We start from the raw sequence: 25,627 nt of genomic DNA on the forward strand, positions 1-25,627 counted from the left end.
ACATGGAACCGCTAGATCACGTGCGGGGCATGCCCTTGGTTCGCATCAGACGTTTTTGTGCGGCAATCCGAAAGGGGGCGTTTGGCGCGCCATATCCGGCATATCCGCCGCGCCGTTCGACGATTTCGAAAAACATGCCGCCGGCAAAGGGGCGCGCATAGATCTGAAAAAACGCGCCATTGGCGTCTTCGTCATAGAGGATATTACCGGCTTGCAGCTTTTGTAACATGCTGGGGGAGAGTTCAAAGCGCGCGGCCAGATCAGCATAGTAATTGTCCGATATGGCCAGCGGTGTGAACCCCTTGGCGGCCAAGGCATCAGAGGTGGCAAAAATGTCGTCGCTGGCCAATGCGATATGCTGGACCGAGGCACCAAAGCTGTCGGCGAGGAAATTGCCCGCCATGGTGCGGTGGGTTTCCGCGCCATTGAGAGTGATGCGAAAGGTGCCGGTTGCGGTTTCCAGCGCCTGACTGCGCACCAGCCCGTCCGGGTCGACCACATCGACGATGGCCGATTTTCCCATGTCGAACAGCGAGGAATAGAACAGCGACCAGCTGAGCATTTCATCATAGCTCATGGTTTGTGCCAGATGGTCGATGCGTTTCAGCCCAACATCAGATGCGGCGGTGTCGGCGCGGGTGAATTCCAGCGACCAGACCCGGTCCAGACCGCTGGTGGCGTCGATGAAATGCAACAGGCTGCCGCTGCGCCCGCGGATCGCCGGAATGTCGAGTTCGCCGGGGCCAAGCGGTTGGTGAAAGGGGTTGGCGCCAAGCCGGATGGCGCGGGCCACCGTGGCATGGGCATTTTCCACGCCAAGGCCGATGTCACATACCGTTGTGCCATGCACATTATAGGCGCTGCTGGCAAAGCCGGTGGTTTCCCGGTTGACGACAATGCGGATGTCGCCCTGGGTCCAGAGCGTCAGTTTCTTGGCGATATGGCTGCCGGAGCGGGCAAAGCCGAGGGTTTGCAGGATGGTTTCCAGCGCCTCGGCCTCGGCTCCGCGACTGGTGAATTCGACAAAGGCCACCCCGTCGACGGCAATGCGCGGCGGCATTTGTGGCAGGTCGACGGCGTTGGTCGGTTCCTGGCGGCGGACATCATCCATCAGCGCCACCAGCGCGCGATGACCATCGCGGGCGATGGAATGCGGGCTGCCGCCGCGAAACTGGTCGTTGAAGATTTCCAGCGACACCGGCCCGGCATAGCCCGTCGCCATCACCGCGCGCATGAAATCGGTCACCGGCAGGTCGCCTTCGCCCGGCATATTGCGGAAATGGCGCGACCAATAGAGCAGATCCATGTCGATCAGGGGCGCATCGGCGAGCTGGACAAAGAAGATCTTGTCACCGGGAATGCGGCGGATCGTGTCGGGGTCGATGTTGCGCACGAGGGTGTGAAAACTGTCGAGGATCAGGCCGACATTGGCATGATCGGCGCGGCGCACAATTTCCCAGGCGTCGCGGTGATCATTGACATGGGTGCCCCAGGCCAGGGCCTCGTATCCGATGCGCAGATCACGGGCGGCGGCACGTTCGCCCAGTTCGTGGAAATCCGCCGCCGCCCGGTCGATACCGCCAAGCGCCTTTGGGTGACAGGAGGAACAGACCAGCACAAGATCGGTGCCCAACTCCTGCATCAGGTCGAATTTGCGTTCGGCACGGTCAAAGGCCTTGGCCCGGTAAGGGTCTGGCAGACCTTCGAAATCGCGGAACGGTTGAAACAGGGTGATCGTCAGCCCCATGTCCCGGATCAGGTTGCCGACATCGCGCGGATTGCCGTCATGGGCGATGAAATCCTGTTCGAAAATCTCGATGCCATCAAAACCGGCGGCGGCGATGGCCTCGAGCTTCTCTGGGAGGTTGCCGGAGATCGAGACGGTGGCAATGGATGTTTTCATTTTGCAATCCTCGGGGCCGGCGGGTTTGGCAAGACGGGGCAGGGATATGGCCGGGTGGAATATGGTCGGCCGCGCCATCATGCGGTTTCAAAGCTTTCGAAGGTGGCCCGCATACGGCGGTCATCGGCGGTCACCCCGGTAAAGAGGTGAAAGGCGCGCACGGCCTGAAACACCGCCATGCCGGAGCCATCCACCGTGCGACAGCCCCGGGCGCGGGCGGCGCGCAGAAATTCGGTTTCGCGCGGGAAATAGACGATGTCGCCAACCCAATGGCGGTCTGACAGCAGGGTGGTGTCGATGGGGGTGCCGGGCAGTTTTGCCATGCCCATCGGGGTGGCGTTGACGATGCCCTCGGCCTGTTCGATGGCGGGGGCAATGTGATCTTTGGTATGGGGCACGGCGCGGGCCACGGTATGGGCCACAGTATGGGCCACAGTATCGACCCCGAGGGCGTTGGCGGCGGCATTCACCGCCTCGGCCAGGGCGACGGCGGCCTCGATCCGGCGGTCGGTGATCATCAGATCGGTGGCGCCCATGTCGTGAAGCGCATGGGCCAATGCCCCGCCCGCACCGCCGGCCCCAACCAGCAACACCCGGCGCGGCGTGACATCGGGCAGGCCACGGCGCAGACCTTCGGCAAAGCCGGAAAAGTCGGTGTTGTGCCCCAGACGTTTGCCATCGCGAAACACCAGCGTGTTCACCGCGCCCACCCGCCGTGCGGCATCGGACAGCTGATCGGTGAGGGCCAGCACCTCTTGTTTGTAGGGGAAGGTGATGTTGAGCCCGGCATAGCCGTCTTTTTCCGCTTGATCGACGATCCGGGTCAGCGGGGTGTCGGGCGGCATCTGGTCGGTGTCGAGCAGATCATAGCGCAGGTTCAGGCCCTGAGCCGCGCCCTCGGCCATATGCATGCGGGGGGTGCGAGAGCCTAAATCCCTTGCCCACCAGCCCAACCCGGAGGTGTTGCGGCGTCCTGGTGTCGGCCTGCGCCGGTGATGGTTCCTGCATGTCGCGCCCCTGAACTGCCGTGTGATGATTCCCGTGGGTGAGGGTCTTTTTGTACCATTTGGTTAATTTGGTCAATCATTTTGTACTAGACGGTTAAATTGACCGATGTTAGCACAGGCAGACGGAGGACAGGATGCCAGAGCCCGCCAAACACCCCGCGCCCGATACGGGCAAGCCGGACAAGAAAAAGCGCGCGCCCCGGCGGCCCCGCTGGAAACAGAACCCGGACGCGGTGCAGCGCGATATCCTGATCAATGCGATTTCGGAATTTGCCGACCGTGGGCTGTCGGGCGCGCGGGTGGATGCCATCGCGGCGCGCACACAGACGTCAAAGCGGATGATTTATTATTATTTCGGCGACAAGAACGGGCTGTATGCTCGCGCGCTGGAGGCCGCCTATGCCGAGGTGCGCAAGGGCGAAGAGGGGCTGAACCTCGACCATCTGCCCGCCGCAGAGGCGCTGGCGAAGCTTGCGGAATTCACCTTTGATCACCACCGGGCCAACCCGGATTTCATTCGCATGGTGATGATCGAAAACATCCATAATGCGGAATTTGTCGGTGCGTCGGATATGATCCGGGCGTTGAACGGCGCGGCAATTGACCAGCTGACAGAGATCTGTCGGCGCGGGGCGCAGGACGGCAGCCTGCGGGCGGATCTGGACCCGATGCAGCTGCATTGGCAGATTTCGGCCTTCAGCTTTTTCAATGTGTCGAACCGGCCGACGTTTTCGGCGCTGTTTGGGGCGGCGCTGTTCACGCCGGAGACTCAGGTGGCGCTGCGGGATGATCTGGTGCGGATGCTGGTTGAGGCCGCCCGCAGGCCTGCGGGGACAGACGGGACAGGCGGCAAATGACCACGGGCGCATAGCGGTTTCGCTGCGCCGGTTGGGTCAATTGCTTGTGTGTCATCAAGGTCTCGCAAAGTTCGCTTTGCGGGGCCTTTTGCTTTTGCCTGTCGCGTTGACCGCCCATTTTCCGGCTTCTGCGTGCCCCTCCGCAACCCTGTGATCGCGCTGTGGGCATCGCCGCCAAGGCGCTGTTGTTTGGCGGGGCCGGGGTTGCGTCTCTGCACCCTTGGTCCTATGGTCCAACCAAAGTAGGGGTGACTCGATGGCCGGCCAGTCCGCAGTTGATGAAATTAGAGAGGTGCTCAGACGCGAGATCGTGAATGAGTATGAGACAGGGGATTTCCTGCCGACCGAACGCGATTTGGCCGAGCGGTTCGGCGTGTCGCGCAACACGATCCGCGAAACCATCATTCATCTCGAGGCCTTTCAACTGGTGCGCAAAACCAAACGCGGGCCACAGGTGACAAAGCCCGATTTCGAGACCATGTTTCGTGGTTTCAGCCAGTTCTTTGCCGCGTCGTCGCGGACCTTTGTTGATGTGCTGAACTTTCGCCGGATCATTGAAACCGGCGCGGTGCCGCTGATCGTGCACAATGCGACCGACGATGATATTGCCGCGCTGGATGTGGCCAATCGCGCGATGCGCAAGGCGCTGACGACCTCTGAGTCCGCAGAACAGGATTACCGGTTTCACCTGGCGTTGATCGACGCGGCCCGCAATGACGTGCTGAGCCGGATGTATCGCGTGATGTCGGAACCGCTGCGGTTTTACCTTGAGGTTGGCAAATCTCAAACGCCCGCGACCAATGCCGCCAGCGACCACCACGAAGCCATTATTGCGGCGCTGGGGCGGCGCGATCCAGAAGACATGGCCGACGTGCTGGGCGCACATTTCCAGCATTCCGCAGACACGCTTGCGGTGTGGCTGGCCGAAAGCGGCGGTGCCGATGCGCCGTCCGAAATATGGCCGTCTGAAAAGGCGACATGACCCCGAAAAGAACGCAAACACCGGAGACTGACATGCGATTTCTGAACCACCTTACCGGGGCGGCCGGTCTGGTTGGCAAGCGGGATCTCGGGATTGTCGCTGGCACTGATTTGACCGCAAAGGATACCCCATGAAAGATTTAGACACCCCAATGCGCGCGCTTGTCTGTGCCGAGCCGGGCAAGCTTGACCTGGTGACGCAGCCCCGTCCCATGGACCAGCCCGGTCATATCCGTCTGAAGGTCGAGGTGATCGGCATCTGCGGCACCGATTACCATATCTACAAGGGCCAACAGCCGTTCCTGTCCTATCCGCGCACCATGGGCCATGAGCTTGCGGCGCGGGCGATGGAAGACAGCAGCGATGGTCGTATCAGGCGCGGCGATCTGGTGGTGGTCAACCCCTATGTCACCTGCGGCACCTGTCATGCCTGCACCATCGGCAAGCCGAACTGTTGTGAAAACATCGGCGTTCTTGGGGTGCACCGCGATGGCGGCATGTGCGAGGAAATCGTGATCCCGGAGGCCAATGCATATCCCGCCGCAGGGGTGGAGCCAAAGGCCGCCGCAATGGTCGAATTTCTGGCGATTGGCGCGCATGGTGTGCGCCGGGGGCAGGTGGCCGAGGGTTCAACCGCGCTGGTGGTTGGCGCGGGGCCGATCGGGTTGGGCGCGGCGCTTTTTGCGCAGGTCGCGGGCGCAACGGTGACGGTGCGCGACACCTCGGCCGAGCGGCTGGCGCTGGCGCGTGCGATCCTGCCGGATGCGATCTGTCAGAGCGTGGATGCGGCGGGCGATGACATGTTTGAAACCGTGTTCGACGCCACCGGCAATATCGGTGCGATGAATGCCGGGTTGAAATTCGTGGCCCATGGCGGGTCATATGTGTTGCTGTCGGTGGTCAAGGGCGATCTGTGCTTTGCCGACCCGGACTTTCACAAGCGCGAAACCACGCTGATTGCCAGCCGCAACGCGCTGAAAGCGGATTTCGAACATGTCATGTCCTGCATGGCGCGCGGTCTTGTGCCGATTGACGCCTTTGCATCGCACAGCACGACGTTCGACGATGCTGTAACGGATTTGCCCAAATGGTCAGAGGACCGGGGCACTGTGGTAAAGGCGCTGATCCATGTCTGAGACTTTCAAAACCCCCGTCGTTCAATTCGGCACCTCGCGGTTCCTGCAGGCGCATGCCGATCTTTTCTTTCACGAAGGCACACCGCCGCGCGCCATTACCGTGGTGCAATCTTCCGGCGATCCCGACCGTGCCCGGCGTTTGGCGCATCTGGCTGCGGCAGAGGGGTATCCGGTGCGCATTCGCGGGGTTCAGGGCGGTGAAACGCTGGACGAAGAGCGGCGTGTGACCTCGGTCAAGCGGACGCTGGCCACCGCCACCGATTGGGACGAGATCAGCCGCGTGATCACCGAAGAGGCGAAAATCATCCTGTCCAACACCGGCGACCGTGGGTATGAACCGCGCCCCGCCGATGCCGGGGCCAGCCCGGATCAGGACATGAGCTATCCTGCCAAGCTTTTCCATCTTTTGGCCGCGCGTCATGGCGCGGGGGGCGCGCCGCTTGATATCTTTCCGATGGAGCTGGTGCCGGAAAACGGTGCGGTGCTTCGGGCGCGGGTGCTTGAGATTGCGGCGGCGCAGAATGCCTCTGGTGCGCTTGTGACCTGGTTGGGCGATTGTCGCTGGGTCAATTCGCTGGTCGATCGCATCGTGTCAGAGCCGATTGAACCGGCTGGCGCGGTGGCCGAACCCTATGCGCTTTGGGCGATTGAGGCCCAGCCGGGGCTGGAGGCGCCAACAGAGCATGCCTCGATTTAGGTGGTGGATGATCTGGAGCGGATCGAGCGGTTGAAATTGCACATCCTCAACCTGGGTCATACGGCCATGGTTCAGATCTGGCGTGAGGCTGGCGGGGATGCGGAGCTGACCGTTGATGCGGCGCTGGCGGGGGACATTGGCCGCGCGGTCGAGGCGATCTTGCAGGACGAAGTCCTGCCCGGTTTTGCCCTGCGCGGCATGGAGGCCGAGGCCCGCGATTATGCCGCCGCCACGTTCGAGCGGTTCCGCAACCCGTTTCTGCATCACCGGCTGTCCGACATTGCCCAGAACCACGAACAGAAAATCGCACGCCGCATTGCGCCGTTTGTGGATTGGGTGCGCGCCGAAGCGCCGGATTTCGCGGCGCCGAGGCTGGATGCCATCATCGCAGCAGGCGGTGCCAAATGAGTGCGGGCCTAATCATTCTGTCGCCCGAAGACAGCGTGGCGGTTGCCCTTGTGGATTGGCCCGAAGGCGAGGCGCGCGACGGTCTTGTGGCGCGCGAAGCGGTCGGGCGCGGGCACAAGATCGCCCGGCGCGCCATGGCCAAAGGCGATCCCATTGTCAAATACGGCCAGATGATGGGCATCGCGTCGCAGGACATCGCGGCCGGCGCGCTGGTGCACAGCCACAATTGCACCATGCCGCAAGATCATGCGGAAATGGCGGTGTCGTCCGGGGCGTTGCCGGATGCGCCGGCACGCAACACCTTTGACGGGTATCTGCGCCCCGATGGCCGCGTCGGCACCCGCAATTTTATCGGCATCATCGCCTCGGTCAACTGCTCTACCACCGTGTGCAACGCCATCGCCGCCGAGGCCAACCGCACATTGCTGCCGAAGTTTCCCGGCATCGACGGGTTTGCGCCGATCATCCATGATCAGGGCTGTGGCATGGCGCATAAGGGCGTGGGGTTTGACGCGCTGGTCCGGGTGTTGAAGGGCTATCGCGATCATCCGAATTTTGGTGGCGTTCTGATTGTCGGGCTGGGCTGTGAGGTCAACCAACTGACCCTCTACAAGCCGACCGAATGGGCGCAGGAACGTTTCCAGACCTTCAATATTCAAGAGGTCGGCGGGTCGCGGTCCGGTGTGCGCCGCGCGCTTGAGCTTTTGGAACCGATTGCGGCGGCCGCCAATGAGGACCGCCGGTCCAGCCAGCCGGTGTCAAAGCTGGTGCTTGGCATGCAATGTGGCGGGTCCGACGGGTTTTCCGGCATCACCTGCAACCCGGCGCTTGGCCATGCCTCGGATCTGTTGGTTGCGGCGGGGGGGATGTCGATTTGTCCGAGACGCCGGAAATCTATGGCGCGGAACATCTGTTGATCGCGCGTGCGGATGCGGGGGCGGGCCAGAAAATCCGCGACATGATTTCGTGGTGGCGCGACTATGCCGAACGCAATGGCACCACGCTGGACAACAACCCCTCGCCCGGCAACAAACGCGGCGGGCTGACCACCATTCTGGAAAAATCGCTTGGCGCGGTGGCCAAGGGTGGGCTGTCGCCGGTGTCGGGGGCGTTTGCCTATGGCGCGCGTATCGAGGGCCCGGGTTTTGTCTATATGGATTCCCCCGGCTATGATCCGGTGGTGGCCACCGGGCAGATCGCGGCGGGGGCCAATGCGCTGTGTTTCACCACCGGTCGCGGGTCTTGTGCCGGGTATAAACCGACGCCGTCACTGAAACTTGCGTCCAATACCGAGCTTGCCAAATCCATGCCCGAAGACATTGATCTGGATTGCGGTGTGATCATCGGCGAGGGCGTGGCGATTTCCGAGATGGGTCTGCAAATCTATCACCGTATCCTGGATATGGCGTCGGGCGACACAACCGCGTCCGAGGAATTGGGCTATGGCGACAATGAGTTTGTGCCGTGGAAGATCGGCGCGGTGCTGTAGCGCGGTTTTTACGGCGGTCTCTTTGAGATGGCTTTGCCTGACGGTGGGTTCATGTGGTCTTTACTTTTGGGTCATATGAACCTACTTTGAGGGCGAAGGAGATCTGCGATGCATGTGGCCGACAAGACCCGCGAACCGGTGCAGGTGAACGCAATTGCGCTCAAAGCCTATGCGCGCATTGTCGACGCCTGGGCCTTTGGTGTGAAGGATGCCGCGCGGCTTGCGGATATGTCCGAAAGCACATGGAAACGCGCCAGAAAGCCGGGGTTTGCGGGTGAGCTGACCAAGGATCAGCTGCTGCGGCTCAGCGCGGTGATTGGCATCTATAAATCGCTGGAGCTGTATTTTTCCGATCCATTGGCCAAAAGCTGGTTCACGCGGCCGAACACCGGGCCATTGTTTGGCGGTCAGCGGCCAATTGACGTGGCGATAGAGGGTGGGCTGCCGCAGATCATTGCCATTCGCACCTATCTTGACGCGCTGCGCGGTGGGGCATGAAACAGGCGGAGATTTCCGATCGCGGTCTGGTGCGCCTTTTGCCTGCGACCTATCACAAACCGCCGGCCCTGCGCGGGCTTGTCGATAGTGATGATGAGCTTGATATTCTTGCCGAGATCGAAGGTTTGACCAGCGGGCGGCTTTTGGCGGAACGGGGCCGCAACCCGCATCTGGATCCGCGTGAATTGGCCTGGCAGCGCCGAAGCCACGATTTGCGGCTGTATGGTGACAGCCATATCAATGCGGCCTTCACCTATACCCGGGCGGGGGGCAATCGTTTCAACACCGAAGCGCGCGGCGCGTGGTATTGCGCCTGGAATGTGATGGTGTCGGTCAGCGAAGTCGCCTGGCACCGGACAAGGGAGCTGGGGTTTACTGGCTGTTATGACGACAGCGCCCGCTATGTCGAGCTGCTGGCGGATTTCATCGGGGTCTTTGACGATATGACCGATGAACCGGATCACCCGGCGCTTCATGCCGACCCCGATATTGGCTATCCCGAAGGTCAGAGCCTTGCGCAGCATCTTCGCCGTCACGGGTCGCGCGGGTTGATTTACCCATCTGTGCGCGCACCGGGCAGCGATCTCGGGGGCGATCGGGGTCGCGATATGGGGGGCGGCAAAAATTGTCTTGTGTGTTTTGATCCCCGTGCGATCCAGAATGTGCGCCCCGGCGCATCCTGGGATCTGGTGTGGGACGGCACGCCGGATTACGCGATCAATGCGGTGGCCTGATCGTCGGGGTCCAGACCCATAAACCCAGACCTCAGCGGTTGCCGTCGATCCATTTCGACATCAATCCTTTGTCGCGAAAACATTCGTCCGGCACGGCACGTTGTTTGATCCGGGCCAGACGTTCCGCAAAAGCGACCTGTTTCGATGTCGGGCGACCGTCCTGCGGGGCAGGCTTGACCTTGGTCTGGGCATCAATCCAGGCGCTGAGCGCGCGGCGATCCTGCTGAACCTCCCAAGGTAACGAGATCCGGTTCCGTTGTGCCAGTGACCGGGCATAGGCAATCTGTCGGGGCGTCGCGGGCAGGGTGTAACTGGAATTTTCCATTGAAACGTTCTCCTTTCGGCTTGAAACGAACATAGAACAGAACGAGAACAAAATCAAGACCCCGGCGAAAATCGGGGCATTCACCCGGCGAAATCGGTGTTTTGGCGGCGGGCGTTTGCCCCTTGGTGATCTGGCGGGCGGCACCGGGGATCACGCCGCATTTGGCACCATGCCGGCGCAGGGCAGGCATAGGGCGGGCATTGGCGAGGTGGGGCGCAACTGTGGTAAAGCTTGAAATCTGCGGCGAAATCGGGTCTATCCAGCCACATGAACGTTAGGACCCGGTGAAATCCCGGGTGGCTCTTCCGGCCGCTGATCCGCCGGACAACCCTGAAAATTCCCGAAAAACGCCGCCGTCCGTCTTGTCACAGACGCTCTGGCACAGGGTCTTGGATTGCTCTTATGATTTCACTTTCTGACTACCGACAGCAATGGTTCGGCAATATACGCGGCGATGTGCTGGCGGGGATTGTTGTTGCGCTGGCCCTCAATCCCCGAGGCGATCGCATTTTCCATCATTGCGGGCGTGGACCCCAAGGTGGGTCTTTATGCCTCTTTTTCGATTGCGGTGATCATCGCCTTTACCGGCGGACGGCCCGGCATGATTTCGGCCGCCACCGCCGCGACCGCGGTGCTTATGGTGACGCTGGTCAAGGAATACGGTCTTGAATATCTGTTGGCCGCAACCGTGCTGGCCGGGTTGTTGCAGATCGGCGCCGGGCTGCTGAAACTTGGGCGTTTCATGCGCTATGTGTCGAAATCGGTGATGACCGGTTTTGTGAACGCGCTGGCGATCCTGATCTTTATGGCGCAATTGCCAGAGCTGAACCCGGCCAACGCCGGGGTGACATGGCTGACCTATGCGCTTGTCGCTGTCGGGCTGGCGATCATCTATCTCTTTCCCCGGATCACGACGGCGGTGCCCTCGCCTTTGGTGACCATCGTTTTGTTGACGCTGGTTGTTCTGGTCATGGGCTGGGATGTCCGCACGGTGGGCGACATGGGCGCATTGCCGGATACGCTGCCGGTGTTTTTGATCCCGGATATTCCGCTGACATTCGAGACGCTGGTAATCATCTTTCCCTATTCCGCCGCGGTTGCGGTGGTGGGCCTGTTGGAAAGCCTGATGACCCAGAACATCGTCGATGATTTGACCGACACCAGATCCAACCGCAATCAGGAATGTATCGGTCAGGGCATTGCCAATACCGCAACCGGGTTTATCGGCGGCATGGCGGGCTGTGCGATGATTGGCCAATCCATCATCAACGTGAAATCCGGGGGACGCGGGCGGCTTTCGGCCTTTACCGCCGGGGCGGTCCTGTTGGTGCTGGTTGTGGGGCTGGGCGATCATGTGGCGCGCATTCCGATGCCGGCGCTGGTGGCGATCATGATCATGGTGTCGATCGGCACCTTTTCCTGGTCGTCGATCAAGGCGCTGCGGGTGCATCCGCGCTCGTCCTCGATCGTGATGATCGCAACCGTGGTGACCGTGGTTTATACCCACAATCTTGCCATTGGGGTGCTGGTCGGGGTGCTGCTGTCGGGGATCTTCTTTGCGGGCAAGATTGCCCAGCTTTTCCGCATCTCTTCCAGCCTGTCTGCGGATGGGCGCGAACGCACCTATCTGCTTGAGGGTCAGCTGTTCTATGGGTCGGTCGAAGATTTCGCAGATGCTTTCGATTTCCGCGAGGCGCTGGATCGTGTCATCATCGACGTGAGTTGCGCGCATATCTGGGATATCAGTTCGGTTCAGGCGCTGGACATGGCGATCCTGAAATTCCGCCGTGACGGCGCCGAGGTCGAGGTGGTCGGTATGAATTCGGCCACAGAAACGCTCGTTGACAAGCTTGCCATTCATGACAAGCCGGGCGCGATGGACAGGTTGATGGGACACTGAGGGGGGATAACCATGGACAAGATACTGACAATGCTGGACGGGTCGGCCTATTCCGAAAGCGTCTGTCATCACACGGCCTGGATTGCGCAGAAGCTGAATGCCGGGGTTGTGGCGATGCATGTGCTGGGCCGCCGTGAGGGCGCGGCCTCGACCAATCTTTCCGGCGCGCTCAGCCTTGGGGCGCGCTCGGCCCTGCTGGAGGAGCTTGCCGGGCTGGACGCAAAGCGCGCGAAACTGGCGCAGGCCAAAGGCCATGCCATCCTGGAGGACGCAAAAGCGATCCTGGAGCAAGACGGGGTTCCATCGGTCGATCTGCGGTTGCGCCGGGGTGATCTTCTGGATGCGGTGCGCGCGCTTGAGGGCGACATTCGCGCCATCACCATCGGCAAACGCGGCGAAGGGGCGGATTTCGCCTCGGGCCATCTGGGGTCGAACCTGGAACGGGTTGTGCGGGTCTCAAAGGTGCCGGTTTTTGTCGCCTCGCGCGAGTTCCGGCCAATTTCCAGGGTTCTGGTGGCCTATGACGCCAGCGCCAGCGCCAAGGTCGCCATCGAACGCATGTCGATCAGCCCGGTTTTCAGCGATCTTGACGTTTGTGTGCTTTGTGTGGCGCAGGATGACGCCCGCGCCCGCCAAACCGCAGGCGAGGCGGTGGCAAAGCTTCGCTCGGTCGATATCACGGCATCGGCGCGCACCGCCACCGGCGACCCGGAGGAGGTTCTGGGCGAGTTGGTTCGCAAAGAAGGTTTCGACCTTCTGGTCATGGGGGCCTATGGGCACAGCCGGATCAGACGTCTGATCATCGGGTCGACCACCACGGCGATGATCCAATCGGTCAAGATCCCGGTGTTGCTTTATCGGTGAATTGGCGGATTGTCTGTTTGCAGGCGCATGCGGGAAATAGGGGCGGGTTTTCGGGTGCGGTGATCTATTTGCCAGTCCCGTGTGTTCCAGCCCCGGATGTATCACCCCTGCGCAGCGGTCTTCCGGTTCGCAGGACCGAAGCGGCCCCAAGGATCAGCGCCGCGCCAATCCAGAAGCCCGGCGATGGAACCTCGTCAAATACCAGATAGCCGACGCTGGTTGACAGGATCAGGCTGAGATAGCCCAAAATCCCGAGAAAGCTGGCCTCGGCCAGACGGTGCGCGTTCAGGAAACAGAACTGTGCACATTGCGCAAAGACCCCGATGCTTAGCAGGGCAAGCAGATGCTGCGATGCAATTGGCGTCCAGTGGAGCCAGGCCATCGGCGCGCTGAATGCGGTCAGGCCCAGCGTGTAAAACCCCATCAGGACCACCACCGGCGCGGCGCGCAATCGGCGGGTTGTGGTCACCGCGGCGACCCCACAGAGCACCCCGCCAAACATGGCCGGCACCGCCCAGTTCAGGTCGATCTGGCCGGGGTTCAACGCGATCAACACCCCGACAAAGGCCACCGCCGCCGCCAGCCACCGGGTTAGGCTGATGCGTTCGCCCAGGACCAGCGCGGCCAGGATCATCATCAGGGCCGGGCGGGTAAAGCCGATGGCCGAGACCAGCGCAAATTGCAGGCGCGGCATGGCATAGAAGTTCAGCGTCAGGGCGCCGGTGGCAAACACCACCCGCAGCAGATGCAGGCCGGGATCGGCAATGGCGACAAAATCCGCCCGCCGCCGCCAGACCCAGGGCGCCATCAGCACCATGCCGACCAGCGCGCGCAGAAACACGATCTGGCTAGAGGCATAGCCCAGCCCCAGCGCCTTGACGATCGACAGCGACCAGATGTTCAGCGCCATATCCGCCAGAAGCCACATGCCGCCCAAGCGATTGTCGGGGTCGGGTTGCAGCGCCGGGCGGGGCGGATCAACCGCGCGGGGCACAGAGGTTGGCCATAAGCCGGAATGCGCCCGGCACACCTTTTTCCATCTGGTGGTGCAGGATCAGGGCGCAATGCACGTGCCGCCCCTTGCCGATGTCGGCCACCAACAACGCGCCGTGGTGCGGGTCTTCGTCGGGGTCGGCCATTTCGAGAAGTGGGGTATAGGCTGTGTCCCAGCGCTTGGCGAAATACAGCCCGCGTTCCTTGTGCCAACCGGCCCAGTCCGCTTCGGTGATCTGGTTGGGATGGGACAACAGCGGGTGATCGGCCAGCGGCGTGACCTTGGCGTTTTCATTGGTAACCCGCCAGCGCAGCGACGGTTGGCCGATTTCCAGCGGTGCGGGGGGCGTGGTGTCGGGGTGCCAATTGTCCCAGGGACGATGGTAGAGCGTGACCAGCGTGCCGCCGTTTTTGACCCAATCGTGCAGTCGTGGCATGGCCGGGGCCAGCGCCGGGCGGAACCGCATGGCAAAGATGCCGATGACCAGGGTGTCAAACCCGGCAAGCGCGCTGTCGCTGGCGATTTGATCGTCGCTGAGGGCGGTGACATCCGCGCCCATCCGATCCAGCCAGTGATCGACCCGGTCATTGCCGCCACCGATATAGCCGATGCGGGCCTCGGGCAGGGCGGCGTCAATCACGGACAGCTGCATCTGTGCCGGGGTGATCAATGCACGCGGGTCGATATGGTCGTGGGCGATCTGGCGCTGGGTCTGGCCCAGATCTCCGTTCAGTCGCAGTGGCAGATCATAGCGCCCCGCTGCGACATCGGCGGGCAGGGTCACGGACAGGCCGGTGTCGTTTTGCGTGGCGCTCCACCCGGCGGGTAGGTCCAGCGTCGGCGTTGCGCCGGTGGGGTGAATGTCGCGCAGGTGCAGATCTATGTCCCGTGCCGGGGCGCGGCGGTTGACCACATCCAGCATCGGCGTCAGCCGGGCCGATGTGGCGGGCAGAACCAGCGGCGGGGTTTCAAACGGCACATAGGTCGTGCTGGTGACACCGGCGGTGGTGATCGCAACCTCGACACAGGGCGCGCGCGGGGCGCCGGGCAGATAGCTGTCGGGATAGGGATCGGCCAGTGGCGCGTCGGGGGTCACACTCAGTGTATCGTCGGCATGGAGCCAGCCGTCGGGCAGGGCAGGTGCATGGCGCAGTTGGTCGGCATCGCCCGTACGCTGTTCCACCTGAAACCCGGTGCTGTCGCCGGGGCGCAGGGTGTCGCGATCCAGCGTGGCGCGCAGCTCGACCCCGGCGGCGATGCGCAGGGCGGTGGCCAGTTGCTGTTGTTTGCGCCTCAGCTTGTGGTGCAGATCCGGCGGGCAGGCCGCGAGATCCAGCGCGCCATGGGCGGCGGACAATTCCGCCACCACCGCGCGGCGATCGGGGAAAGCGGCCAAAGCGGCGTCGATATGCATCTGGGCGGCGGCATTGCCCAGATCCGCCAGCGTTTGTGGCAGACCGTCGGCAATTGTGGTGTCGGGGCCGGTCGTGCGGCGGTTGGCCAGATGCAGCGGCCAGTTGCGTTCCGCGCCCGGGGCGACCCAATTGCCCATGGCCTGGGTCTTGTGAAAGGCGCGGCTGTGCTGGCCCAGCATGGCATAGCTGGTGCCGGTGATTTCCTCGATCCCGTCGGCGGACACGGTCAGCGTCGCCGGGGGCGGGGGCAGATCGTCGTCATAGGCCTGACCCGCGCCGGACCACGCCGGAAGATAGAGTTTCTTGACCTGCCAGACCGGCAGGGTGCTGCCGCCATAGGTGGGGTCCGCCGCCAGATCAAAGACGCGATGCGCGGCCTCGGTCATGGCGCGGTGGTGGCCGTGTTGACCAGGAATGTCGAGAAAGGTCGGGCAGATGATGTCGGGCCGTTCCAGCCGCAGGATGTCGACAAAGCGCGCCAGCGTCCGGGCCTCGTCCCATTTGGCCAGAGTTTCCTTGCCGGATTTGGAAAAGCCGAAATCAAAGATCGTGTCATCGGGGAATTGCGACAGCCAGTACATCCGCAGGTTCAGCGCATCTGAGGCGCGTTCCATTTCGGCGGTGCGCAAGACGCCAAGCGCCTCGGTCGCTTCGGTGCCGATGTCGTTCTGGCCGCCTTCGCCCCGGGTGGAACAGGCATAAGACAGATCCACGCCATCGCGAAATCCCATCGCCGCCAGCATGGCCGAGGTTTCGTCATCGGGATGTGCGCCGGTGTTCATGAAGCTGACGGTCGAGGTCAGCGGCACAAGTGCGCGCCACAGACGCAGGATTTGGGGTTGCGCGGCCTGGCGCGCGATGCGGGTTTGGTCGGTCAGGGGCATGTGTCAGATCGCATATTGATTGGGGGTGAAAAGACGGTCGAGAACAAGCGCCGCCGCGCCAAGCGTGGCGGTCATGCGTCCCGACTGGCCGCGCATCATGCGGGGCAGGGGGTGTTCGGGGCGGTTGGCCACAGAGCGATCCGGCAGCACCGCGCCAGAAATCAGCGCATCCAGAAGCGCGTCGGGCATGGCGCCGCCAAGCACAATTGTCGCCGGGTCAAACAGGTTTTCAACAATGCCGGCCGCTTGTGACAGGGCGTTGCGCGCCTGATCCAGCCAGCGGGAAAGGTCGGGGTCGCCCTGTTGAAACAGCCGGTCAAGGTCGGCAATATCCAGACGGCGACCCAGCGATTGATTGACCGACAGGCGGCTGAGCCGGGATTCAAGCGGCGCGGTGCCATCGGGGCCGTGGATCGGCAGCTGGCCGATTTCACCCGCATTGCCAAAGGCGCCGGTGACCAATTGGCCATTGTGAATGATGCCAAGCCCCAGACCGGTGCCGAAATAGAGATAGGCAAAACTGCCGACGCCCTGCGCCACCCCGCCAAGCCGTTCGGCCATGGCGGCGGCATTGGCGTCATTGGCGATTTCAACCGGACCTTCCAGCGCCTCGGACAGAAGCGTGCCGGGATCGGTGTCTTCCCATCCGGGAAGATCCGCCGACAGACCGGACAGGCCGGTGCGGCCAAAGGGGCCGGGCATGACGATGCCGGTGCCGATCAACCGGTCTGGGGCGATGCCGGCCTTGGCGATCAGGGCATCGCGCCGGGTGCGAATCGCCCGGGCGACCTGATCCGGGTGGGGATCGGAAATTGTGCTGCGACTGGCGACAATCTGGTGCCCTGCAAGATCGACCAAGGCGATGAAAAACGCATCTGGCCGGATTTCCACCCCCAGCGCAAACCCCCCGACAGGGTCCAGCCCATAGAGCACCGCAGGCAGGCCACGCGCGCCGGCACGCGTGCCCATTTCACGCACCAGACCCTCGGCCATCAGGCCGGAAATTATGTTTGAAACCGCCTGTGTAGACAGGCCCAGATCGCGGGCCAGCTCTGCTCTGCCACGGGCGCCGGCGGCATGAATGCGGCCCAGAACGTTTTGACGGTTCAGGTTGCGGGACCGTTCGGCATTGGCCCCCTTGGGGCTGCGCTGGGCCGGTGCCTGAGATTTGGGCGGAATTATTTGCATGACCTCTTAATAACTCAAATATCTTGAGTGCTCAATCAAGTTGAGTTAATCCTGAGGAACAATTCATAAGAATGTCAGAAAAACTACATTCAGGGAGACGACCAATGACAAACAAGCTGAGACAGATGGTCTATGGCGGCATGACCGTTGCGGCGGGGCTGTTTTCGACTGCGGCCCATGCGGTCGAGATCGAATATTGGCAGTATTTCTTTGAGGCGCGGGTCACGGCGATGGACCAGCTGATCGAGAATTTCGAAGCGGCGAACCCCGATATCACTGTGAAAATGTCGCATTTCCCCTATGCGGATTACCGCACCAAGGTCGCCGCAGCGATCCCCGCCGGTGAAGGCCCGGATGTGGTGCAATTGTTTTATGGCTGGCTGAACGACTATATCGAGGCCGGTTTGATCCAGCCGCTGCCGACCGACACATTTGATCCTGCCGTGGTGGATGCGGAATTCTTCCCCATGGTGCAGGCGATGAAAAAGGACGGCCAGTATTATGCGCTGCCCACGGCGGTGCGGTCGCTGGCGCTGTTTTACAACGAGCGGCTGTTTGACGAGGCCGGGATCGAAGGCCCGCCCGAAACGCTGGAGGAATTGGTCGAAGTGGCCAAAGCCTGTACCAAACGCGATGGCGCGGGCAATCTGACACAGGTCGGGTTCACCACCGGCATGACCGCGCAGGATCACCATTGGTTCCGCGAAGTGTTGGTGCGGCAGATGGGCGGCGAGCCTTATGGTGAAGATTACACCAAAGTCACCTATGACGACGAAGCCGGGCAAAAGGCGCTGGATTTCTATATCGGCCTGTCGCGCGATCACGGTGTGACGCAGTCCGGGTTCATGGATGAGCCACAAGCCGCGTTCAAGGCAAGCCGCGCCTGTATGCATATCGACGGATCGTTCCGTATCGGCGCGCTGGACACGGTGCGGGGTCTGAAATGGGGTGTGGCGGAATTGCCGGCCAACGCCGAAGGCGAGCGGTCGAACTATTCCTCTTATTGGGTCAATGGCATCACGTCCAAGGCCGAGGGCGAAAAGCTTGAGGCGGCGAAAAAGCTGATGACCTATCTGACCTCGGATGAGGCGATGCAGGTCTGGCTGGATGTGGTCGGCGAATTGCCCGCGAAACCATCGGTTGGCATGACCGACGCCAATGCCAATGACGAGGTGTTCGGCCCCTTCATTCGCGGGTTGGCCTATGCCCATACCACCAAATTCGCCAATGAAAGCGCACAGCGCCAGCAGATGGTGGAAATGGTCGAACGGGTGTTCCTGACCGATCAGAGCGTGGCGGACAGCATCGCCGAAGCGGCGGCGGCAGAGCAGGCCATCCTCGACGAATATTACAAATAATCCCCCTGTGGTCCGGGGGGAACGCCCCCCTCGGGCCGCGTCCTATGGCGCCTGCGCCATGTCAAATCAACTGAATCAATATCGACAGCGGGGGGATAGCGCCGACCATGACGATGTATCGAAACCTTTCTATTCGTCAGAAACAGATCGTCTGGGCCTGGGGCTTTTTGGCCATTCCCGTGCTGTTTTATGTGGTGATCCGGTTTTATCCGACCGGCACCGCGTTTCTGATTTCGTTTCAGGACTGGAACCTTCTGGGGTCGCGGACCTGGGTTGGGATCGAGAATTATCAGAAGCTGTGGCATGATGCGGTGTTCTGGAAGGTGTTTCGCAACACCTTTGCCTATCTGCTGATCGGCACGCCGATTTCACTGATCCTGAGCTTTATCATTGCCTATCATCTGGACCGGGTGCGGTTTGCGCATGGGTTCTTGCGCATGTTGTATTTCCTGCCGTTCATGACATCCGCGGTGGCGATGGCCTGGGTCTGGCGGTGGTTTTATCAGGACGTGCCGATTGGCCTGTTCAACAATATCCTGGCCGGTTTCGGCATTCCGCAGATCAATTTCCTCGGCTCGATCACCAATGCGCTGCCCTCGGTTCTGGCGCCGGCGGTCTGGGCGGGGCTTGGGTTTCAGGTGATCATCTTCATGGCGGGGCTGCGGTCGATTCCGGTCAGCTACTATGAGGCGGCCAAGATCGACGGTGTTGGCTGGTGGACGGTGCTGACGCAGATCACCCTGCCGCTGCTGCGGCCGACGATTGTGTTCATCGTGGTGTTTTCCTCGATCGGGTTCCTGCGGATTTTCGATCATGTGTTCAACATGACCACCAACAATCCCGGCGGGCCGTTGAATTCGACCAAACCGCTGGTGCTGATGATCTATGACACCGCGTTCAACAGTTTCGACATGGGATATGCCTCGGCGCAGACGGTGGTGTTGTTCCTGATCCTGCTGGTGGTCAGCCTGCTGCAACTTTGGATTTTGAGGAGCGACAGATGAGCGCCGTCGACATGCCCGCATCACAGCGCCCCACGACCGAGGCCGCATTGGCGAAACCGCCGCGCCGCCCGGCCAATATGGGGCAGATCATCCGCTGGCTGCTGCTGTTTCTGGGCGGGATCGCGATGGTGATGCCCATCGTTTACATGATCTCGACCTCGCTGAAATGGCCGCATGAGGTCTATAACATCAATCTGATCCCCGAAGAGCCGACGATCGAGAATTACACCTATGTGCTGGAAGACGGGCGGTTTTACTGGTGGTTCGTGAATTCGATCATCATTGCGACGGTGACCACGATATCCAACGTGCTGTTTGACAGTCTGGTGGGATATACCCTTTGCAAGTTCAAGTTTCCGGGGCGGCAGATTGTGTTTATCGCCATCCTGTCGACGCTGATGATCCCGACCGAAATGCTGGTCATCCCCTGGTATCTGATGAGCCAGAGTCTGGGGTGGTTGGACAGCTATTGGGGGATCATGTTCCCCGGTCTGATGACCGCCTTTGGCACCTTTTTGATGAAGCAGTTTTTCGAAAGCGTGCCGGATGATTTCATCGAAGCGGCGCGGATTGACGGGCTGAACGAGTTGCAGATCTGGTGGACGGTGGCGATGCCGCTGGTCAAACCGGCCTTGGCGGCGCTGGCGATCTTTGTCTTTCTGGGCAATTGGACTGCGTTCCTGTGGCCGCTGATCGTGACCAATTCGGTCGAAATGTACACCGTGCCGGTGGGGCTTTCGGGGTTCGGGGACGAGGCCGATGTCGCCTGGGAATTGATCATGACCGGGGCGGCGATTTCGACCATTCCGACGCTGATCGTGTTTCTGGTGTTCCAGCGGTTCATTATTCGTGGGGTTGTCATGGCGGGGCTTAAAGGATGACGGATACAAGTGTTTTTCCCGATCCGACCTATCGCGACACGGTGCTTGCGCCGCTGTTTGATGGGGTGAAAACCCATTTCGCGGGGCACATGGCGACGATCAACCGCGCGCATCTGGTGATGCTGGCCGAGACCGGGATTTTGCCGCCGGGCGACGCGCGGGCGTTGGCCGGGGCGCTGGCGGATATCGAGGCCGAGGTCGATATCGAGGCGCTGCAATATACCGGGGAACATGAGGATTATTTCTTTCTGGTCGAGGCGATGTTGCGCGAGCGGCTGGGTGATCTGGGCGGGGCGCTTCATACGGCGCGGTCGCGCAACGATATGGATCACACGCTGTTCAAGCTGGGGCTGCGCCGTCGCACGGATGCGATGCTGGCGGCGTTGCACGGGTTGGCCGATGCGCTGATTGCCAAGGCAGAGGCAGAGCGGGACACGATGATTGTCGCCTATACCCACGGGCAACCGGCGCAGCCGTCGACATTCGGTCATTACCTTGGCGCGGTGATCGAGGTGCTGTTGCGCGATATTGCGCGGGTTGAAGCGGCGGCAGAGGGGCTGGAACATTGCCCGATGGGCGCGGCGGCGATCACCACCAGCGGTTTCCCGATTGATCGGGGCCGGGTGGCGGATTTGCTGGGATTTGAGGCGCCGTTGCTGAATTCCTATGGCTGCATTGCCTCGGTCGATTATGTCACGGCGCTTTATTCTGCGCTGAAGCTGGTGTTTGTGCATCTGGGTCGGGTGGTGCAAGACATGGCGTTCTGGTCGGCGTTTGAGGTTGGCCAGCTTTATGTGCCAAATGCGCTGGTGCAGATCAGTTCGATCATGCCGCAGAAACGCAACCCGGTGCCGATTGAACATATGCGCCATATGGCGTCGGTGGCGGCGGGGCGCTGTGATGCCATCGTCAACACCATGCACAACACGCCCTTCACCGACATGAACGACAGTGAAGGCGAGGTGCAGCAGGCCGGATATGGCGTGTTTGACCATGGCGGGCGGATGATTTCGCTTTTGACCGCGTTCCTGCCCGCGTGCAGCATCAACGCCGACCGGGTGGCACAGAACACCGATGCCGCGTGTATCACCATCACCGAACTGGCCGATACGCTGGTGCGGCAAGAGGGGCTGACCTTTCGCCAGGCGCATGAGATCGCGGCCACCACCGCGCGGGCGGTGATCGGGCGGGGCGTGCCGTTGCGCGACGGCTTCGATGCGTTTTCCGCCGCCTTTGCCGAGGTTGCGGGCCGTGATCCGGCACTGACGCAAGGGGCCTTTGGCACCGCGGTGTCGGCGCGCAATTTCATTGACCAGCGTGATCGCCCCGGCGGTCCCGCACCCGCCGCAATGGATGCGGCCTTGACCGAATATCGCGCCACGCTGGGCCGGTTGACCGGGGCGCGTGCCGCCCGGTGCGCCCGCCACAGTGCGGCACAGGATACGCTTGCTTCGGCATTTCTAGATTTGAAGGAGACCTGAATGGCCGAACTTAGCCTTCATCAACTGACCAAAGCCTATGGCAAGACCGAGGTGCTGCATGGCATCAACCTGGGGGTGGCCGATGGGGAATTCGTGGTGTTTGTCGGCCCGTCGGGCTGTGGCAAATCCACCACCCTGCGCATGATTGCCGGGCTGGAAGAGGTCACATCGGGCGAGATCCATATCGGCGGCACAGTGGTGAACAATCTTGAGCCCAAGGAACGCAACATCGCGATGGTGTTCCAGAATTACGCCATCTATCCGCATATGACGGTGCGCAAGAATATCGGATTTGGTCTGCGCAGTTCCGGTCTGCCCAAGGCAGATAAAGAAGCGCGCATTGACGAGGTTGCGGCCCTGTTGGGGATGACCGATCTGTTGGCGCGCAAACCGTCGCAATTGTCGGGCGGCCAGCGTCAGCGGGTGGCCATTGGCCGGGCGATGGTGCGCGATCCGTCGGTGTTTCTGTTCGACGAGCCTTTGTCAAATCTGGACGCGCAATTGCGTACGCAAATGCGGCTTGAAATCAAGAAGTTGCACCAGCGCGTCGGCACCACGATCATTTTTGTCACCCATGATCAGGTCGAGGCGATGACCATGGCGGACCGGATTGTCATCATGGATGGCGGTCACATCCAGCAGGTCGGCACCCCGGAAGAGGTCTATCGCCGCCCGGCCAATGCCTTTGTTGCCGGGTTCATCGGCGCGCCGTCGATGAACATGCTGGCGGCCGAGGCCGGGCCGGACGGGGTGCGGACCAATGCGGGGGGCAGTATTGCCATGCCGCTGGGTGCGGATTTCGGCAAACGCGCCGTAACTTTGGGTGTGCGGCCCGATGATCTTCAGCTGACGGATGGCGAGGGGCTGGTCGCGGGCACGGTCGCGGTCTGTGAGCCGCTGGGGCCGGAAACGCTTGTCCATATTGACACGGCAGGGGGCGAGGTTGTGGCCAAGGCCGATGGCCGACACCCGCCCAAGGTGGGCGACACCGTGCGGCTGATCGCGGCGCAGGAAGATCTGCATCTGTTTGATGCCGACAGCGGTGTGGCACTTTCATGGGGTCCGCGCACGTGACCGACCGGCCAGAAATACTTTGTGTTGGGCGGGTTTACGCGGATCTGGTCTTTGCCGGGCTAAACCGGTTGCCCAGCCTTGGGACCGAGATCTTTTCCGACGGGCTGAGCCTGCATCCCGGGGGCGGCGCGGCCAATTCGGCGGCGACCCTGGTGGCGCTGGGGCAGCGTGCGCATTTGATTGCGACCCTGCCCGCCGCGCCGTTTGGCGGGCCATTGACCGAGCGGCTGCGCGCCATTGGCATCAATATCGACTTTTGCACGGCGGCCCGGCCCGGCGATGCGCCGCAGATCACCATGGCGCTGTCGCTGGCCGATGATCGGGCTTTTGTCACCCATCGGGTTGGCGCGGCCTGTGCGCGGTTTGATCCTGCGGTTTTGCCGCAGGTCGGGCATTTGCATATCGGCGAGCTGAAAACGCTGGAGGAAGATCCCTGGCTGATTGATCTGGCGCGGGATGCGGGGTGGACACTGTCGCTGGATTGCGGTTGGGATGACGGGCTTATGGCGCGCGGGGCAGAGGTGGCGCATTTGATCGAAGCGGTCGATGTGTTTTTGCCCAATCAGGCGGAATGGCAGGCGCTGTGCGACAGCGGTCTGGTGATGGGAAAACCGCCGCTGGTGGCGGTGAAATGCGGTGGCGACGGGGCCTTTGCGCTGGTGGATGGCGCGCGGGTCGAGGCCGCCGCGCGCCCCACAGAGGTGGTTGATCCGACCGGGGCAGGGGATGCATTTGCCGCCGGTTTTGTGGTCGCCTGGCGGCAGGGGCGCGCGCTTTTGGCCTGTTTGGAGCTGGGAAATGACTGTGGCGCGCGTGCGGTGGCGGTGATGGGCGGCGCTGGCGGGATTGGCCAGATTGACGCCGGGATGCACCGCGCGGCGGAATAGCCGTGGCGCGGGTGATGCGTCGATAAACCACTGATAAAATTGTTGAAAATTCCTGCCTGGCTCTTGCGTGAGCCGGGCCATTTTGCTGTGGGTTCTGCGCGGTCCTTTGATCCCATCGGCGCAGTATGGCGGAAAATCACCCAAGGTTTGCCGCAGAAAAGGTTTGACAGATCTTTGTCGAATCTATTAGTTCGGTAACTAGACGAATTAATAGGAATGAGCCATGACGGACCCGACAAACATTTCACGACGCATGTCGATGAGTTCAGTCGTTCAGGCGATCACCACCTATGGGCCGATCTCACGGGCCAGTGTGGCCAAGATGACCGGCCTGTCGAAACAGACGGTGTCCGAGGTTGTTGCCAGTCTTGAATCCGACGGCTGGGTTCAGACGGTCGGGCGCACCGAGGGCAACGTCGGGCGGCGCGCGGTTGTCTATGAAATCGTGCCCGAGGCGGCGCTGGTGGCCAGCGTGGATCTGGGCGGCACAAAGGTGCGGGTCGCGCTGTGCAATCTGTCGGGTGCGGTGGTGGTGGAAATCGCCGAACCAACGGTTCAGAGCGGCGGCACGGCGGTGATTGACCAGATCGGGCGGCTGATCCTTGCGGCGGCGTCGAAATACGGCTGTTTGCCGGAAAAGGTCCGGGTTGCGGTTGTTGGCGTGCCGGGGGTGCTGGATGCGGCGACCGGCCATATCAATCTGGCACCCAATATCAGCGGCATCGATAGCATCAATTTCCCGGCGCTGTTGCAGGACCGGTTGGGGATCGAGGTTCTGGTCGAAAATGATGTGAACCTTGCCGCGCTTGGCGAACATTGGATGACCCATCAGGGCGAAAAGGACGATCTGGTCTATCTGTCGATTGGCACCGGGATCGGCGCGGGGTTGGTCATTGGTGGGCAATTGGTGCGCGGTGCCACCGGGGCGGCGGGCGAAATCGGCTATTTGCCGTTCGGGGCCGATCCGTTTGAGGCCAAAAGCCTGACGGTTGGGGCATTGGAGCGCAAGACCGCGACCAGCGCGATCATCGAACATTATCAGGAATTGACCGGCGTGACCAAAACCGTGCCGCAGGTGTTTGAAGCAGCATTGCAGGGCGACGCTGACGCGAAAGAGGTGCTGGCACGTGCGGCGCGCTATATCGCGCGGGCGATTGCCGCCATTGCGGCGGTGGTTGATCCGGCCTGTGTGGTGATTGGCGGCTCCATCGGGGCCAGAGACGAGTTGATCAGGTTGATTGAACCGGAAATCCGCCGCTGTTTCCCGCGCAATATTCCGGTGGAATCTTCGGTGCTTGGCAATCATGCGGCGCTGGCGGGGGGCACGTCGATTGCCCTGTCGCGGCTGAACATTGCGCTGTTTTCCGGCGGGTTGCCCGGTGGGGCGATTGTGGTGCCGGCGCGGATCTGGCCAAGTTTCACGAGGGCGTGGCATGAGCGACAGTGATCTGAAATCCCGGCTGGTCGCGGCCCAGGACGGCGCGGCGGATGTGGCGTTGTTGCAGCGGGCGATTGGTTGCGAAAGCGTGACCGGACATGAGGCCGGATTTGCCAGCTTTCTGAGCGGCGTGATGGCGGAGTTGGATCTGAACCCCGGATCGGGGGACTTCCTTGCCGGGCGGCCCAATACCTGGGGCGCGCGTGCGGGGGCGGGCCCGAACC

The 25,627-nt window shown here is 61.8% G+C and carries 21 protein-coding genes, 3 pseudogenes and 1 other annotated feature; of the genes and pseudogenes, 18 read left to right on the top strand and 6 right to left on the bottom strand.

The window, feature by feature from the left end; all coding sequences use genetic code 11:
* Positions 1-16: 16 nt before the first annotated feature.
* Entirely contained in the window at positions 17-1,903 is a 1,887-nt protein-coding gene (locus AC0L4F_RS18380) for a bifunctional sugar phosphate isomerase/epimerase/4-hydroxyphenylpyruvate dioxygenase family protein (protein ID WP_244690859.1), read from the bottom strand.
* 77 nt (positions 1,904-1,980) lie between these two features.
* A complete protein-coding gene (locus AC0L4F_RS18385) occupies positions 1,981-2,814 on the bottom strand; it encodes a shikimate dehydrogenase (RefSeq protein ID WP_244690860.1) in 834 nt (277 codons plus the stop codon).
* Positions 2,815-3,044: 230 nt separating this feature from the next.
* On the opposite strand from AC0L4F_RS18385, the gene AC0L4F_RS18390 reads away from it, so the two are divergent.
* From AC0L4F_RS18390 to AC0L4F_RS18425, 8 genes and pseudogenes are all read left to right on the top strand, one after another.
* Positions 3,045-3,767: a TetR/AcrR family transcriptional regulator gene (locus tag AC0L4F_RS18390; protein ID WP_244690861.1), complete on the top strand. Its 723-nt coding sequence runs from the start codon at positions 3,045-3,047 to the stop codon at positions 3,765-3,767.
* Positions 3,768-4,023: 256 nt separating this feature from the next.
* A complete protein-coding gene (locus AC0L4F_RS18395) occupies positions 4,024-4,749 on the top strand; it encodes a FadR/GntR family transcriptional regulator (RefSeq protein ID WP_244690862.1) in 726 nt (241 codons plus the stop codon).
* 130 nt (positions 4,750-4,879) lie between these two features.
* Positions 4,880-5,884 (top strand): zinc-binding alcohol dehydrogenase family protein, encoded by a 1,005-nt coding sequence (locus AC0L4F_RS18400; protein ID WP_244690863.1) that lies wholly within the window; start codon positions 4,880-4,882, stop codon positions 5,882-5,884.
* Positions 5,877-6,581 carry a mannitol dehydrogenase family protein gene (locus tag AC0L4F_RS18405; protein ID WP_244690864.1) on the top strand — a complete coding sequence of 235 codons (705 nt, stop codon included), beginning with the start codon at positions 5,877-5,879 and terminating at the stop codon, positions 6,579-6,581. The genes AC0L4F_RS18400 and AC0L4F_RS18405 overlap by 8 nt, the downstream gene beginning before the upstream one ends.
* A gap of 3 nt (positions 6,582-6,584) precedes the next feature.
* Positions 6,585-6,989 carry a mannitol dehydrogenase family protein gene (locus tag AC0L4F_RS18410; RefSeq protein WP_244690865.1) on the top strand — a complete coding sequence of 135 codons (405 nt, stop codon included), beginning with the start codon at positions 6,585-6,587 and terminating at the stop codon, positions 6,987-6,989.
* Positions 6,990-7,243: 254 nt separating this feature from the next.
* Positions 7,244-8,478 (top strand): annotated as a pseudogene (locus AC0L4F_RS18415) (UxaA family hydrolase).
* A gap of 108 nt (positions 8,479-8,586) precedes the next feature.
* On the top strand, positions 8,587-8,976 hold the full coding sequence (locus AC0L4F_RS18420; RefSeq protein WP_244690866.1) for an MbcA/ParS/Xre antitoxin family protein: 390 nt from the start codon (positions 8,587-8,589) through the stop codon (positions 8,974-8,976).
* The gene (locus tag AC0L4F_RS18425) at positions 8,973-9,710 is read left to right on the top strand and encodes an RES family NAD+ phosphorylase (protein WP_244690867.1); all 738 of its coding nucleotides are present in this window, start codon (positions 8,973-8,975) and stop codon (positions 9,708-9,710) included. The genes AC0L4F_RS18420 and AC0L4F_RS18425 overlap by 4 nt, the downstream gene beginning before the upstream one ends.
* A gap of 31 nt (positions 9,711-9,741) precedes the next feature.
* Here the strand turns inward: AC0L4F_RS18425 and AC0L4F_RS18430 are convergent, their stop codons facing one another.
* Positions 9,742-10,035, bottom strand: coding sequence for a hypothetical protein (locus AC0L4F_RS18430; protein ID WP_244690868.1), 294 nt, complete (start codon positions 10,033-10,035; stop codon positions 9,742-9,744).
* Positions 10,036-10,309: 274 nt separating this feature from the next.
* Positions 10,310-10,365: a sequence feature (sul1 is cis-regulatory element that is thought to sense ions involved in sulfur or methionine metabolism; They are found in Alphaproteobacteria), on the top strand.
* A 72-nt stretch (positions 10,366-10,437) separates the two neighbouring features.
* Between AC0L4F_RS18430 and AC0L4F_RS18435 the strand changes: the two are divergent.
* A pseudogene (locus AC0L4F_RS18435) lies at positions 10,438-11,935 on the top strand (SulP family inorganic anion transporter).
* Positions 11,936-11,947: 12 nt separating this feature from the next.
* Positions 11,948-12,799, top strand: coding sequence for a universal stress protein (locus AC0L4F_RS18440; protein WP_244690869.1), 852 nt, complete (start codon positions 11,948-11,950; stop codon positions 12,797-12,799).
* 64 nt (positions 12,800-12,863) lie between these two features.
* Here the strand turns inward: AC0L4F_RS18440 and AC0L4F_RS18445 are convergent, their stop codons facing one another.
* From AC0L4F_RS18445 to AC0L4F_RS18455, 3 genes are read right to left on the bottom strand one after another with little or no spacing between them, the layout of a single operon-like run.
* Positions 12,864-13,793: a DMT family transporter gene (locus AC0L4F_RS18445; protein WP_244690870.1), complete on the bottom strand. Its 930-nt coding sequence runs from the start codon at positions 13,791-13,793 to the stop codon at positions 12,864-12,866.
* Positions 13,777-16,092, bottom strand: coding sequence for a PIG-L family deacetylase (locus tag AC0L4F_RS18450; protein WP_244690871.1), 2,316 nt, complete (start codon positions 16,090-16,092; stop codon positions 13,777-13,779). The genes AC0L4F_RS18445 and AC0L4F_RS18450 overlap by 17 nt, the downstream gene beginning before the upstream one ends.
* A 3-nt stretch (positions 16,093-16,095) precedes the next feature.
* Positions 16,096-17,280, bottom strand: coding sequence for an ROK family transcriptional regulator (locus tag AC0L4F_RS18455; protein ID WP_244690872.1), 1,185 nt, complete (start codon positions 17,278-17,280; stop codon positions 16,096-16,098).
* 104 nt (positions 17,281-17,384) lie between these two features.
* Here AC0L4F_RS18455 and AC0L4F_RS18460 point away from each other — a divergent pair, with 104 nt between their 5' ends.
* The 8 genes and pseudogenes from AC0L4F_RS18460 to AC0L4F_RS18495 all read left to right on the top strand — a co-directional run.
* Positions 17,385-18,638: an extracellular solute-binding protein gene (locus tag AC0L4F_RS18460; RefSeq protein WP_244690873.1), complete on the top strand. Its 1,254-nt coding sequence runs from the start codon at positions 17,385-17,387 to the stop codon at positions 18,636-18,638.
* 107 nt (positions 18,639-18,745) lie between these two features.
* Entirely contained in the window at positions 18,746-19,642 is an 897-nt protein-coding gene (locus AC0L4F_RS18465) for a carbohydrate ABC transporter permease (protein ID WP_244690874.1), read from the top strand.
* Positions 19,639-20,523, top strand: coding sequence for a carbohydrate ABC transporter permease (locus AC0L4F_RS18470; RefSeq protein ID WP_244690875.1), 885 nt, complete (start codon positions 19,639-19,641; stop codon positions 20,521-20,523). Before AC0L4F_RS18465 ends, AC0L4F_RS18470 begins: the two co-directional genes overlap by 4 nt.
* Positions 20,520-22,004: an argininosuccinate lyase gene (gene argH / locus AC0L4F_RS18475; protein WP_244690876.1), complete on the top strand. Its 1,485-nt coding sequence runs from the start codon at positions 20,520-20,522 to the stop codon at positions 22,002-22,004. The genes AC0L4F_RS18470 and argH overlap by 4 nt, the downstream gene beginning before the upstream one ends.
* Positions 22,005-23,078, top strand: a complete 1,074-nt coding sequence (locus tag AC0L4F_RS18480) for an ABC transporter ATP-binding protein (protein ID WP_244690877.1) — start codon at positions 22,005-22,007, stop codon at positions 23,076-23,078.
* Positions 23,075-23,965 (top strand): carbohydrate kinase family protein, encoded by an 891-nt coding sequence (locus tag AC0L4F_RS18485; RefSeq protein WP_244690878.1) that lies wholly within the window; start codon positions 23,075-23,077, stop codon positions 23,963-23,965. The genes AC0L4F_RS18480 and AC0L4F_RS18485 overlap by 4 nt, the downstream gene beginning before the upstream one ends.
* 223 nt (positions 23,966-24,188) lie before the next feature.
* Positions 24,189-25,412 (top strand): ROK family transcriptional regulator, encoded by a 1,224-nt coding sequence (locus AC0L4F_RS18490; protein WP_244690879.1) that lies wholly within the window; start codon positions 24,189-24,191, stop codon positions 25,410-25,412.
* A pseudogene (locus tag AC0L4F_RS18495) lies at positions 25,399-25,627 on the top strand (M20 family metallopeptidase); the annotation flags it as partial. The gene AC0L4F_RS18490 and the pseudogene AC0L4F_RS18495, both read left to right, overlap by 14 nt.

The sequence above is a fragment of the Marinovum sp. J2-8 genome (assembly GCF_055808435.1).

Bases quoted from the DNA above. Each gene is read 5' to 3' on its own strand.
- AC0L4F_RS18380 (WP_244690859.1), bottom strand. From the start codon at position 1,903: ATGAAAACATCCATTGCCACCGTCTCGATCTCCGGCAACCTCCCAGAG.
- AC0L4F_RS18385 (WP_244690860.1), bottom strand. From the start codon at position 2,814: ATGCATATGGCCGAGGGCGCGGCTCAGGGCCTGAACCTGCGCTATGAT.
- AC0L4F_RS18390 (WP_244690861.1), top strand. From the start codon at position 3,045: ATGCCAGAGCCCGCCAAACACCCCGCGCCCGATACGGGCAAGCCGGAC.
- AC0L4F_RS18395 (WP_244690862.1), top strand. From the start codon at position 4,024: ATGGCCGGCCAGTCCGCAGTTGATGAAATTAGAGAGGTGCTCAGACGC.
- AC0L4F_RS18400 (WP_244690863.1), top strand. From the start codon at position 4,880: ATGAAAGATTTAGACACCCCAATGCGCGCGCTTGTCTGTGCCGAGCCG.
- AC0L4F_RS18405 (WP_244690864.1), top strand. From the start codon at position 5,877: ATGTCTGAGACTTTCAAAACCCCCGTCGTTCAATTCGGCACCTCGCGG.
- AC0L4F_RS18420 (WP_244690866.1), top strand. From the start codon at position 8,587: ATGCATGTGGCCGACAAGACCCGCGAACCGGTGCAGGTGAACGCAATT.
- AC0L4F_RS18425 (WP_244690867.1), top strand. From the start codon at position 8,973: ATGAAACAGGCGGAGATTTCCGATCGCGGTCTGGTGCGCCTTTTGCCT.
- AC0L4F_RS18430 (WP_244690868.1), bottom strand. From the start codon at position 10,035: ATGGAAAATTCCAGTTACACCCTGCCCGCGACGCCCCGACAGATTGCC.
- AC0L4F_RS18440 (WP_244690869.1), top strand. From the start codon at position 11,948: ATGGACAAGATACTGACAATGCTGGACGGGTCGGCCTATTCCGAAAGC.
- AC0L4F_RS18450 (WP_244690871.1), bottom strand. From the start codon at position 16,092: ATGCCCCTGACCGACCAAACCCGCATCGCGCGCCAGGCCGCGCAACCC.
- AC0L4F_RS18455 (WP_244690872.1), bottom strand. From the start codon at position 17,280: ATGCAAATAATTCCGCCCAAATCTCAGGCACCGGCCCAGCGCAGCCCC.
- AC0L4F_RS18460 (WP_244690873.1), top strand. From the start codon at position 17,385: ATGACAAACAAGCTGAGACAGATGGTCTATGGCGGCATGACCGTTGCG.
- AC0L4F_RS18465 (WP_244690874.1), top strand. From the start codon at position 18,746: ATGACGATGTATCGAAACCTTTCTATTCGTCAGAAACAGATCGTCTGG.
- AC0L4F_RS18470 (WP_244690875.1), top strand. From the start codon at position 19,639: ATGAGCGCCGTCGACATGCCCGCATCACAGCGCCCCACGACCGAGGCC.
- argH (WP_244690876.1), top strand. From the start codon at position 20,520: ATGACGGATACAAGTGTTTTTCCCGATCCGACCTATCGCGACACGGTG.
- AC0L4F_RS18480 (WP_244690877.1), top strand. From the start codon at position 22,005: ATGGCCGAACTTAGCCTTCATCAACTGACCAAAGCCTATGGCAAGACC.
- AC0L4F_RS18490 (WP_244690879.1), top strand. From the start codon at position 24,189: ATGACGGACCCGACAAACATTTCACGACGCATGTCGATGAGTTCAGTC.